12 protein-coding genes and 2 tRNA genes are annotated in these 12093 nt (G+C 32.0%); 7 read left to right on the plus strand and 7 right to left on the minus strand.

Features of this window, described 5'->3' with window-relative positions:
• From BLP60_RS06225 to alaC, 4 genes are read right to left on the minus strand one after another with little or no spacing between them, the layout of a single operon-like run.
• Positions 1–429, minus strand: coding sequence for an acyl-CoA thioesterase (locus BLP60_RS06225; protein WP_092065088.1), 429 nt, complete (start codon positions 427–429; stop codon positions 1–3).
• Entirely contained in the window at positions 422–1612 is a 1191-nt protein-coding gene (locus BLP60_RS06230; RefSeq protein ID WP_092065091.1) for a cofactor-independent phosphoglycerate mutase, read from the minus strand. The genes BLP60_RS06225 and BLP60_RS06230 overlap by 8 nt, the downstream gene beginning before the upstream one ends.
• 18 nt (positions 1613–1630) lie before the next feature.
• On the minus strand, positions 1631–2923 hold the full coding sequence (locus tag BLP60_RS06235; protein WP_092065093.1) for a homoserine dehydrogenase: 1293 nt from the start codon (positions 2921–2923) through the stop codon (positions 1631–1633).
• Positions 2924–2929: 6 nt separating this feature from the next.
• The gene (gene alaC, locus BLP60_RS06240) at positions 2930–4102 is read right to left on the minus strand and encodes an alanine transaminase (RefSeq protein WP_092065097.1); all 1173 of its coding nucleotides are present in this window, start codon (positions 4100–4102) and stop codon (positions 2930–2932) included.
• A 117-nt stretch (positions 4103–4219) separates the two neighbouring features.
• On the opposite strand from alaC, the gene BLP60_RS06245 reads away from it, so the two are divergent.
• The 5 genes from BLP60_RS06245 to bioB all read left to right on the plus strand — a co-directional run bounded on the left by BLP60_RS06245 (position 4220) and on the right by bioB (position 7368).
• A tRNA-Ser gene (locus BLP60_RS06245) sits at positions 4220–4314 on the plus strand.
• A 73-nt stretch (positions 4315–4387) separates the two neighbouring features.
• A tRNA-Ser gene (locus tag BLP60_RS06250) sits at positions 4388–4478 on the plus strand.
• 9 nt (positions 4479–4487) lie between these two features.
• Positions 4488–5753 (plus strand): adenosylmethionine--8-amino-7-oxononanoate transaminase, encoded by a 1266-nt coding sequence (gene bioA, locus BLP60_RS06255; protein WP_092065100.1) that lies wholly within the window; start codon positions 4488–4490, stop codon positions 5751–5753.
• The gene (bioD, locus tag BLP60_RS06260; RefSeq protein ID WP_092065103.1) at positions 5746–6357 is read left to right on the plus strand and encodes a dethiobiotin synthase; all 612 of its coding nucleotides are present in this window, start codon (positions 5746–5748) and stop codon (positions 6355–6357) included. The genes bioA and bioD overlap by 8 nt, the downstream gene beginning before the upstream one ends.
• 45 nt (positions 6358–6402) lie before the next feature.
• A complete protein-coding gene (gene bioB, locus BLP60_RS06265) occupies positions 6403–7368 on the plus strand; it encodes a biotin synthase BioB (RefSeq protein ID WP_092065106.1) in 966 nt (321 codons plus the stop codon).
• Here bioB and BLP60_RS06270 read toward each other — a convergent pair.
• From BLP60_RS06270 to BLP60_RS06280, 3 genes are read right to left on the minus strand one after another with little or no spacing between them, the layout of a single operon-like run.
• Positions 7353–8087 carry a methyltransferase domain-containing protein gene (locus BLP60_RS06270; protein WP_092065109.1) on the minus strand — a complete coding sequence of 245 codons (735 nt, stop codon included), beginning with the start codon at positions 8085–8087 and terminating at the stop codon, positions 7353–7355. The two genes, bioB and BLP60_RS06270, sit on opposite strands and share 16 nt — an antisense overlap.
• Entirely contained in the window at positions 8059–8691 is a 633-nt protein-coding gene (locus BLP60_RS06275) for a hypothetical protein (RefSeq protein ID WP_092065113.1), read from the minus strand. Before BLP60_RS06275 ends, BLP60_RS06270 begins: the two co-directional genes overlap by 29 nt.
• Positions 8685–9863 (minus strand): aminotransferase class I/II-fold pyridoxal phosphate-dependent enzyme, encoded by a 1179-nt coding sequence (locus tag BLP60_RS06280; protein ID WP_092065116.1) that lies wholly within the window; start codon positions 9861–9863, stop codon positions 8685–8687. The genes BLP60_RS06275 and BLP60_RS06280 overlap by 7 nt, the downstream gene beginning before the upstream one ends.
• 18 nt (positions 9864–9881) lie before the next feature.
• On the opposite strand from BLP60_RS06280, the gene rfbC reads away from it, so the two are divergent.
• A complete protein-coding gene (gene rfbC, locus BLP60_RS06285; protein WP_092065119.1) occupies positions 9882–10433 on the plus strand; it encodes a dTDP-4-dehydrorhamnose 3,5-epimerase in 552 nt (183 codons plus the stop codon).
• A gap of 91 nt (positions 10434–10524) precedes the next feature.
• The gene (locus BLP60_RS06290) at positions 10525–12069 is read left to right on the plus strand and encodes an ATP-binding protein (protein WP_092065122.1); all 1545 of its coding nucleotides are present in this window, start codon (positions 10525–10527) and stop codon (positions 12067–12069) included.
• Positions 12070–12093 lie beyond the last annotated feature (24 nt).

Consider the following 12093-nt stretch of genomic DNA (forward strand, 5'->3'; position numbering starts at 1 on the left):
TTAGGTAATAGTACATGCTTGTTTTAACCATGAAGGTACAGCAATTGGCTTTCCTTTTTTATCAACGCAAGGATGAACAGTATAACCTAAAGCAAGAACAATAGATTTTTCGTAGTTAGTTATTTCATAGATAAATTTAAATGAAGCTCTTTTCCATTCAGAGATGGCTGCACGGATATAGATAATTTCGTCAAAATGAGCTGGTTTGTAATATCGACAATGTGCCTCTCGTACAGGCAAAAATACACCCTTAGCTTCTATTTCACTGTAGGTTAAGCCTTGTTGGCTTATATAGGTATTTCTAGCTATTTCAAACCATTTTAAATAATTGGCATAATAAACTACACCCATTGCATCTGTTTCACCGTAAAATACTTTATGTTTATGCCAGACTTCTGGCTGAGGGAAGTTTTCACTGAGTTTAGGCATTGGCTTGCTCCAAAACAAAGTTTAGAAAATTTTCTCCTTTTCTGATAAAAAGAGGAGATTGTTGGGCACTTTTTTCACTAAACGTTTTTTGTCCTTTATCCTTAAATTTTTTTTGAGAATTGTAGATTAAAAAGGGTACTGGATCTGCTATGTGAGTTCTTAAAGTGATGGGGGTAAAATGATCACACAGGATTACCACAGTAAAGGATTGGTTTAAATTTTTTAAAAGGGGGCCTAAAATATATTTATCAAATTTTTCTATAGCCTGAATCTTGTCCCTAATGCTTCCAATATGTCCTGCTTCATCAGGACCTTCTAGATGTAAAAAAAGAAAATCTCCTGTTTTTAAAAAGTTTATGGCAGCTTCTAGCTTGCCTTGATAGTTTGTATTTACAAGTCCAGTAGCACCTTTCACCTCAATCACTTCTAGGTTTGCTGCCTGTCCTAGTCCTTTGATCAAATCAACTGCTGAGATTACAGCTCCTTTTAAGCCTGTTTTTTGAGTGAAATCTGGTAATGTTAGTGGTTTTCCTTGTCCCCAAGGCCAGAGAGAATTGGCCTTAGGCCAGATTGGGTTATGGTTTAATAATTTAAAAGCATCTTTTAGAAAATTGTATAAGGGAGGATATTGTTTATAAGTCTTTATATCTTGCGAGATGTTTTGACTTAAAATGTCATGAGGAGGCCTTGGGGATAAGTTAGAAATTTTTTGGTATCCTTGGGGTTGAATTAAAAGATGTCTATATTGAACGCCAGGGATTAGTTTAAACTCTGAAGATGAGAGTTTGGAGTTTAACCAGCCAATTAATTTTTTTGCTGTATTTGTATCTATATGACCAGCACTGTAATCTAACATTTTCCCTTGAGAGGAGAAATCAGTTATTTCTACTAAATTACAGCGCCATATTAGATCATTTTTTTGGGTAATAATGTTTTGTGCTGCAGCTTCAATAGGACCCCTGCCAGTATGATATTTAACTGGATCATAACCTAATAGAGCCATATTCGCTACATCAGACCCAGGGGGGAATCCTTGGGGTATGGTTTGACATCTGCCTATTAAAGAATGAGGAGCTAAACTGTCTAGATAAGAAGTATTGGCAGCTTCTAAAGGAGTTTTATTGTTTAACTCTGGTAGAGGAAAATCACCCATTCCATCTTCAATAAGAAAAATAATCTTCATCTTGTTTTGTTCCTTATTTTAGTGAATAATTGGATAGTGAACTGTTGGTTGAAGCACAAAATCAAAGCGGTTAATCTCATTTATTGCTTTTTCTACATCTCCTAACCTGGCTCTATGGGTTAAAAATACAATAGGTACTCCTTTCTTTTTATTTTGAGCTTTTTGGATGGCTTGGGCAATGCTAATGTTATGTTCGCCCATAATACCTGAAAGAGCAGACAATACTCCTGGTTTATCTAAAACTTGGAATCTAAAGTAATGTTCACACACTACAGATACATTATCTAAAATGTTTGCATCTTTAAAAGGAGATTCTATAAAGCCTGTATTGTTAGGGGCATAGTTGTTTTTTATTAAAGAGATTATATCTGCCAATACAGCACTTCCTGTTGGTAAATCTCCAGCTCCTTGACCATAGAGCATAATTGGTCCTACAGCATTGCCTTGGACTAAAATAGCATTAAAAGGTCCGTCTACTTTGGCTAGAATATGTTTTTGGGGTAAAAGAGCAGGAAAAACTCCTGCTTGTAAATGACCTGACTTTTCTTTGACCTGAGCAATTAACTTAAATACATAACCTAATTCTTTAGCAAAGGAAATATCTTGGGTTTCTATATTTTCAATTCCTTTTACCCATAGTTTTTCAAGAGGATATACTACTCCATGGGCAAGAAAAATTAAGATAGTTAGTTTGTGAGCAGCATCAATGCCTTTTATATCGAGGGACGGATCTGCTTCTGCATATCCTTTTTCTTGAGCTTGGTTTAAGGCTTCAGAAAAGGTGAGTTCATTTTGGCTCATTTCTGTTAAAATATAATTAGCAGTGCCATTTAAAATACCAGTAATGGCTTTTATTTTGTTTCCAGAAAGACTTTCTTTAAGAGTTTGAATAATAGGGATACCACCGCCCACACTAGCTTCAAAATAAAGCCCTACGTTTTGTGTTTCTGCAAGTTTTAACAAATCTTTTCCTTTCATAGAAAGCAAGGCTTTATTTGCTGTTACAACAGATTTTCCTAGTTTTAGGGCTTTGGTAATTAGTTGATATGGTAAATCTATTCCTCCTATCAATTCTACCAAAATATCCCAATCATTATCTTGAAATAGAGCCTCAGGAGTATCTACAAATATGGTATTAGGGTGAGGAATAAGGGTTCTTGGTTTGTTTAGATTTTTTACTAATATTTTGGAGATAACAATTTCTTTTCCTGTTCGTTTTTTTATCCATTCTTTATTTTCTTTTAAAATTTTTGCTAGACCTGTACCTACAGTGCCAAATCCAGCTAGAGCAATTTTAACCACATTTTTCACTTATCTTTAGCCTCCTAATACCTTTTTTATTCCTCTGATTGCCTGATTAATTCTGTGTCTGTTTTCTACTAAAGCAAAGCGGACATGATCGTCTCCATAGGAACCAAAACCAAGGCCTGGAGCCACTGCTACTTTTGCTTCTGATAATAATAATTTAGAAAATTCTACTGAACCTAAGTGTTTAAATTCTTGAGGAATCTTAGCCCAGATGAACATGGTTGCTTTTGGTTTTGGTATTTCCCAACCAATTCTGGCTAAACCTTCTATAAGAGCATCTCTTCTGTCTTCATATACCTTAGTGATTTCTTGGACACATTCTTGGGGACCGTTAAGAGCAATAATAGAGGCTATTTGGATGGGCTGGAAAATACCATAGTCCAAATAACTTTTTATTCTAGTCAAAGCATGAATCATTTTGGGATTACCAACACAAAAACCTACTCTCCATCCTGCCATAGAATAACTTTTAGACATAGAAAAGAATTCAACACCAACGTCTTTTGCCCCTTTTGCTTGCAAAAAACTTGGGGCTTTGTATCCATCGAAACAAAGATCTGCATAGGCAAGGTCATGAATTACATACATCTTATGTTCTTTGGCAAAATCTACAATTTTTTGAAAAAAATCTAAATCAACAGTAGCTGTAGTAGGATTATGTGGATAACAGATGATAAGTAGTTTTGGTTGGGGCCAAGTTTGTTTGGTGGCTGTAAGAAGGTCTTCAAAAAAATCTCTATCAAGATCTATAGGAATGCGTCTTACGTCAGCTCCTGCAATAATAGCAGAATACGGATGAATTGGATAAGTCGGATCAGGAGCAAAAACTACTTCACCCGGACTAAGCATTGCTAAGGCCAGATGAGCTAACCCTTCTTTTGCGCCCATGGTTACTACTGCCTCGCTTTCAGGGTCAATATCTACATCGTATCTACGTTTATACCAACTGCAAATTGCTTTTCGTAAATTAGGAATGCCTTTAGAGGCAGAATAACGATGATTTACTCCCTTTTGGGCTGCTTCTACTAATTTATCTACAATATGCTTAGGCGTTGGGATATCTGGATTACCCATGCCAAGATCAACAATGTCTTCTCCTTGTCTTCGCATTTGCATTTTTAAATCATTTACTACTGCAAAGACATATGGGGGTAATCTATGCATTCTTGGAAATTCACTCATACTGGCCTCCATATTTTTTTGGTCGTAATTGGCATTATAGAAGGGGTTAGTCTAATGTCAAATAGTTATTTTTTTATTGACTCTAAATATACTTTTAGTTAAAAGAATCCTTCTTTCGGAGAGGTGGCCGAGTTGGCTGAAGGCGCTCGCCTGCTAAGCGAGTGTAGGGGCTAAAACCTCTACCGAGGGTTCAAATCCCTCCCTCTCCGCCATGTTTTCTATTTTATTTTCCTGTCTAGGGTTGTATTATTGGGAAAAGTGCTTATTATATTATTTTGATAATGCGGAGGGATGGCCGAGTTGGTCGAAGGCGGCGGTCTTGAAAACCGCAGACCCTTAACGGGGTCCGGGAGTTCGAATCTCTCTCCCTCCGCCATTTCATTTTATGCTAATTTCATTTGATCAAAAACATATCTGGCATCCATACACATCTGCTTTAAATCCTCTTCCTGTTTATGGTGTTAAAAAAGCTTCTGGAGTGTATTTAGAACTAGAAGATGGGAAAAAATTAATAGATGGTATGTCTTCGTGGTGGGCTGCAATCCACGGATATAACCATCCGGTTTTAAATCAGGCCATTTATGAACAAGTAGAAAAGATGGCTCATGTAATGTTTGGTGGAATTACCCATGAGCCTGCTATTCAATTAGCTTCTTTATTGTTAAATTTAGTTCCTTCTAATTTAAAGTGGATCTTTTTTGCAGATTCTGGTTCTGTTAGTGTGGAAGTGGCCTTAAAAATGGTTTTACAATATTGGCATGCTAAAGGTGAAAAACGTACTAAGTTTTTAACTATTTCCAAAGGTTATCATGGCGATACTTTTGGAGCTATGTCTGTCTGTGATCCCATAACAGGGATGCATTCTATTTTTAATAAATTTTTGCCTAAAAATATTTTTGCTCCTGCTCCTCAAAATGGCGATTTTAATTCAAAAGATTTTGAAAATTTTTTAAAGATTTTAGAAAAATACGAGTCAGAAGTGGCTGGGGTTATTTTAGAGCCTGTTGTTCAAGGAGCAGGGGGAATGCGGATATATTCCCCTGTTTTTTTGCAGAAAGTAGCTTCTTTATGCAAGAGTAAAGGTATACTGCTTATTCTAGATGAAATTGCTACAGGATTTGGCCGCACAGGGAAAATGTTTGCTTTAGAATATGCAGGCGTAGAACCAGATATTTTGTGTTTAGGTAAGGCTTTAACAGGTGGGTATATGACTTTGGCTGCTACTTTGTGTACAGAAGAAGTAGCTAAGACTATTTGCTCTGCCCCTCCTTTTGTTTTTATGCATGGTCCTACTTTTATGGCAAATCCTTTAGCTTGTAATGTTGCCTTGGCAAGTTGTAAACTTTTGTTGCAGTATGATTGGCAAAAAAAAGTAAGAAAAATTCAGAATCAACTGGAAAGAGAATTATTATCTTTAAAAGAATTAAATCAAGTAAGAGATGTGCGAGTATTGGGAGCAATAGGAGTAGTGGAATTAGTAGATAAAGTAGATGTTGCTAAAGCTCAAAAAAGATTTGTAGAGTTTGGAGTTTGGATTAGGCCTTTTTTAAATTTAATTTATATTATGCCTCCTTATATTATTTCTTCCTCAGAACTCCATACTCTTACTACAGCTATTAAAAAGATAGTAGAAGAAAAGAGTTATGCATAAAGTTTTTATTACAGGAACAGATACAGGAGTGGGGAAGACATTTATTTCATCTTTGCTTGTAAAAAAATTTAATGCTTATTATTTTAAACCGATTCAAACAGGATCAAGGGAAGAACTGGATTCTAAAACGGTCCAATACTTAACAGGATTAGAGGATAAATACTTTTTATCAGCAACTTATTTATTTAAAGAACCTGTTTCCCCTCATCTTGCAGCTAAGATAGAAAATAGAGAAATAGATATAAAAGATATTTATTGTCCTAATGAAACACCTTTAATTGTAGAGGGGGCAGGTGGGGTTTTTGTACCATTAAATAAAAAATTTTTTATGTTAGATTTAATGAAACATTTAGATTTACCTATTCTTGTTGTAGCAAGAAGCACTCTAGGAACTATTAATCACACTCTTTTGACTATAAAAGCTTTGAAAAGAAAAAATTTAGATGTATTAGGTGTTATTTTGAATGGTCCTTTAAACCAAGAAAATAAAATAGCCATTGAGTATTATGGGAAAGTAAAAGTTCTGGCTGAAATTCCTTGGTTAGAAGTAATAACCCCCTCTGTTTTAGATAGTTTAGTAAATGAGATAGATATTGATTTATAAAAAATGTATTTTTAAAATAAATTGATACACTGAGAGTTAAATTAGATGTTTACAGAAAAAGATGCTTTAAATTTAGCTGAAAAGGCCTTAAAAAATAAATTGCTACAAACAGACTTAGAACGTTTAGCAAATTTAGACGGAGCAGATATTATTTCTCTTTTAGCAGGAAGCTCTTTTTTAACAAGGAATTTTTTCTCCTCAATTCAACTTTGTTCTATTGTAAATGCTAGGTCTGGTAAATGTAGCGAAGACTGTGCTTTTTGTGCTCAATCAAAGTTTTATTCTACTAATACTCCTGTATATCCTTTTAAATCTCCTTCAGAATTAATTTGTCTTGGAAATAATTTAGCTAAAACACCAGTAAAACGTTATTCCTTGGTGACATCAGGGAAGGGTTTAGAACCTAAAGAAATAGAAAAGGTGATAGATGTTTTAGGGGCTTTAAAAAATAAAATAAAATTGTGTGCTTCTCTAGGGATTTTGTCTTTAAAAGATTTAACAAGTCTTAAAAAAGCAGGGCTTAATCGCTATCATCATAATTTAGAAACAAGTGCTAGTTTTTTCCCTAAAATATGCTCTACGCATACCTATGAGGAGAGAATTTTAACCATAAAGAGGGCAAAAGAAGTTGGTCTTAGTGTGTGTAGTGGTGGAGTATTTGGCTTAGGAGAATCTATATCCCAGGTTATTGAGTTAGCTTTAACTTTAAAAGACTTAAAGGTTGATGCAATCCCATTAAATTTTTTAATTCCTATTCCAGGAACCCCTTTAGAAAAAGCAAATTTTTTAACACCTCTTTATTGTTTAAAAATTATTGCTATTTTTCGATATATTCTACCAGATAAAGAAATTATTGTTTGTGGTGGAAGAAAACAGAACTTTGGTTCTCTCCACCCTTTGGTGTTTTTGGCAGGAGCTAGTGGTATAATGACAGGTAATTATTTAACCAAATCTGGTTTTTCTTTAGATGAAGATCTAAATATTTTAAAATCACTTCAATTCCACATATAAAGTATCTTATATGTTGTGTAAACACCTTCTTTTTTTTTGAAGTTAGATTCATAAAAATAGCAAAATTCTTCAAATTTTTTTCTACTATACCCTTTTTTGCTTTTAGTATAATTAGTCCCAGTATATTTTAGATTCTTTAATAGATCTATGACAGATTTAAAAAATATTTTTTTTTCTTCTAATTCAAAAAAAAACTTGATGTTATTTTTTTGTAATTTATCAATATATGTTGAATGGGTTTTTAATGGAAAGACAGATGCGAAACCAATTTTTTGTGATGCTTGTTTTAATTCTTGTAATGTTCCATCAACAAATATAGCTAAAGAAAATTTAGCTAAAGGCTTTAAAACAGATAAATTTTTTAATATAGAGTCAGCTCCATGTTCATACCATTGCATTGTAGAAGAGCTGATTAATAAATCAAATTGTTGATTTTTAAAAGGAGGGTGTTCTCCGTCTGCTACTATTTTTGTGGCTTTAGAAGGACATAGGGCAAGCATTTTTTTTGAAATGTCTAAAGTGATCAGCTGATTAAAGCTGAGATAGTTTACTAATAGAGATGTTAGAATACCTCCTCCTGCTCCAATTTCTAGAATGGAAGGGAAGAATTTTTTAGATACTTTTTGAAGACACTTTTTAGCAACATATTTTTGGATAATAGCTTTTTTAGTATAATAAGAAGATCCTTTATTAAAAAAAGTTGCAATTTGTTGTTTCATAGATAACCTTTAAAATTGATTTTTCTGGGATATAGTGTTGTGTATTTTTGAATATAAAGATATTATTTTTATATATATCTAAATTTTTAACTAAACTTTCTATTTCTTTTAGAGGAACGATTTGATCGCACTCTCCATGTAGTATATAAATATTATCATGTTCTGTTTTCAAATTTTGCAATGGTATTTTAGATTCTATTAAAAAATTAAGCCCTTTTATAAGACTATCAACAATTACTTCGCTGTTTATATTTATTTGATAGTTTATATTTAATCCTGTTTTTATAAGAAAATTGTTAACTGTTTTTTGGGGTTTTTTCTGTAACTTTTTTTGCATAATATTTAATATTTTAGGATTCCAAAAATTAGTAAAATTTAGAAAAGGAGAAATGAGAAATATATATTTAGCTTTGCATAAGGATATATTTTTTAAAATAAGGTGTGCTCCAGTGGACCAACCTATTAAGATATTAAAGTTTGTTGTACTTAAAAGTTTTTTTATTTGATCTGGTGATTTATCTATAAATGGAACAATAAAATTATATTTGCCAAATATAGGAAAGAGAGTTTTAAACCCTGCCCAGCCAGAAATAAATGTTAGCATTTAGCTAAAAACTCCTTTAGATTCTTAAAAGATTGTTTTATTTTTAAAATATCTTGGTCTTGTAAGTCTGCTCTTAAACTTATTCGAAGTCTAGAGGTATTAGGTGGAACAGCAGGTGGTCTTATAGCAGGGATAAAGATATCTTGTTCTAAGAGAAAATCTTTTGCCTTTAGAGTTAGGACTGGGTCTTTTAGGATAATAGGTATTATCTGGGAACAACTGTTACCAGTGTCAAAGTTTAAGTTGTTAAGATAATCCTTTATATCTTTAGCAAGAGTTAATAGCTTTTTACTGTTATTAGGATGTTTTTTAATAAAATTAATTGCAGCTAGGGTGCTTCCTGCAATTACAGGAGAGATAGCTGTGGAGAAAATAAAGGATCTGGCTTTATTAATTAAAAGAGATATGATGTTTTTGTTAGCGCAAACGTATCCACCTTGAGTTCCAAGGGCTTTGCTAAAGGTTCCCATTTGAATATCTATTTCTTTTTGTACCTTAAATTCATGAGCAAGTCCTCTTCCTTGTCCAAAAATTCCAGTGGCATGGGCCTCATCTATAATGAACAAGAAATTATATTTTTTCTTTAGATAAACTAAATCATTAAGAGGGGCGATATCTCCATCCATGCTAAAGATGCTGTCTGTTACTAAAATTTTTTTAGGGTAAGCAGTATATTTTTTTAAAAGATAGTCTAAATGTTCTATGTCTAAATGTTTATAACGAATTAGCTTTGCTTGAGAAAGGAGGATGCCATCTATAATACTGGCGTGATTTAATTTATCACTAAATACAAGGGTGTTTTTATCAGCTAATGCTGAGAAGATACCAATATTAGTTGTATAGCCAGAGGAAAATACAAGACAGGCTTCAGTGTGTTTAAATTTTGCCAAGGTGTTCTCTAGGTTAAAGGTTAGTTCACTGTGCCCTGAAATTAGAGGAGAGGCCCCCGCCCCAATGCCATATTTTTGTAAAAGAGTAATAGTTTCTTTTATAAGTGAAGGGTTATTAGCTAATCCTAGATAATTGTTTGAGGCTAAATTTAGAACTTTTTTTGTCTTAAACGTTAGATATAAATCAGCACCATTGATGAAAGTTAAGCAGGTGCGAAACAGGTTGGCTTTTTTTTGTTTTTTAAGTAAAGTTTTTATATGCTCATTCCATGAAAATTTCATAACTAAGTGGGGCCAAAAATGAAGGTGTATTCTACTGAATTTCCTGGTTTATTTATTTTAGAACCTCAAATTTTTCAAGATAAAAGGGGTTTTTTTGTTGAGACCTATAATGCTAAGGTGTTTGTTAAGTTAGGCTTGAATTATACTTTTGTCCAGGATAATCATGCCTTTTCAAAGATTAAAGGAGTGTTAAGAGGATTGCATTATCAGATTCCACCTATGGCTCAGGCAAAATTGGTTAGAGTCGCTAGAGGACGGGTATTTGATGTTGTTTTGGACTTACGTAAAGGATCTCCAACATTTGGCAAGACGTTTTCTATTGAGCTTTCTGCAGAAGAGGGTAAACAGTTGCTTATTCCCAGAGGTTTTGCTCATGGTTACTTGGTTTTAGAAGATAATACTGACTTCATCTATAAGGTGGACAATTTTTACTCCAAGGAGCATGAAAGAGGCGTATATTATGACGATCCGCAGTTAAATATCAACTGGCCAATGAAAGATGTTATTTTATCAGAAAAAGATAAAAAACAACCGTTTTTTAATGATTTAGAAATTGTTTTTGACTTTTAAAAATATTTTTTAGTATGTTTATTTATTCATAAGTCTTATTAACTAAAATTAATTTTAAATTTTCAATAATTACTATATATATGGTGGTAAAATGAAAAAACTTCCAATAGGCATTCAAACGTTTAGTAAATTAAGAGAGCAAGGTTGTGTATATGTAGATAAGACCAATTTTGCTTTAAGATTAATTCAAGAAGGAGAATATTATTTTTTGTCTCGTCCTAGAAGGTTTGGTAAAAGTTTATTTTTAGATACTTTAGCAGAAATATTTTTAGGAAATAAAAAATTATTTAAGGGTCTTTATATTTATGATAAATATGATTTTAAACCTCATCCTGTTATAAAAATAAGTTTTGGTAGTGGAGATTATATAACTGAAGAAATAATTTTTAATGAAATAGATAGGATATTTGAACGAAATGAAAAAGAACTGAAAGTAACTTCTTTACATAAAAAAGATATTAGAGGTCGTTTTGAAGAATTAATAGTTAAAGTATCTGAAAAGTATAAAAATAAAGTAGTGATTTTAATAGATGAGTATGATAAGCCTATTTTAGATAATATCCTTAATAAGGAATTAGCAATTAAAGCAAGAAGTATATTAAAGAATTTGTATGGAGTAATAAAAGATAGTGATAGATATATAAAATTTGTCTTTATTACAGGTGTGAGTAAATTTTCTAAATTAAATTTATTTAGTGGTTTAAACAACCTAAGAGATATTACAGTAATAAAAGAATATGGAGAAATTTGTGGATATACTCATAATGACTTAGAAAATGTATTTTTTGAACATTTAAAAAACGTAAATTTGGAAAAGGTAAAAAAGTGGTATAATGGTTATAATTATTTTGGAGAAAAAATATATAACCCCTATGATATATTACTTTTTATAGCTAATGGATATGAGTTTAGAAACTATTGGTGGAGTACAGGAAATCCATCGTTTTTAATAGATAAATTAAAGGAAACAAATTATTATTTGCCAAAGTTAGATAATGCCTTGATTTCAGAAGAGGGTTTAGATATTTTCGATGTAGAATATATAGATATTTTAGCTCTTTTATGGCAAACAGGGTATTTAACGTTTAAGGATAAAATAATAGATAAGTTCGGTCGTATAACTTATAGATTGTGTATTCCTAATTTAGAAATTCAATTTTCATTGCATGAATTATTTATAGATTATTTGACTAATCAGAGATATGAAAAAAGATTGTACGAAGAGAATCTTTTGATTGCTTTAGATAATAGAGATTTTGAGAAATTTAAGGAGATACTTCAGTCTATATTTTCTTCAATTCCTTATGAAAATTATGTAAATAATGTACTATCTAGATATGAAGGATATTATAGTAGTGTTATTTATGTTTATTTAAAGGCTCTTGGATATGATGTAGTCGCAGAAGATACTACAAATAAAGGAAGAATAGATATTACAATAAAAACAGATACAATGATAGTTATTATAGAGTTTAAAGTAGATAGTAAAGAAGATGCAATAGAACAAATATTAAAAAAGAAGTATTATGAAAAATATAAATCAGAAGGTAAGGAGATATATTTAGTGGGAATAAAGTTTGATAGTAGAGAAAGGAATATTGTAGAGTTAAAGAGTAAAAAATATAACCAAGAATAGATTTTTTTGGAAATTTTTAAAAAG

The organism is Desulfonauticus submarinus (assembly GCF_900104045.1).
GTDB classification, from domain to species: Bacteria; Desulfobacterota; Desulfovibrionia; order Desulfovibrionales; family Desulfonatronovibrionaceae; genus Desulfonauticus; species Desulfonauticus submarinus.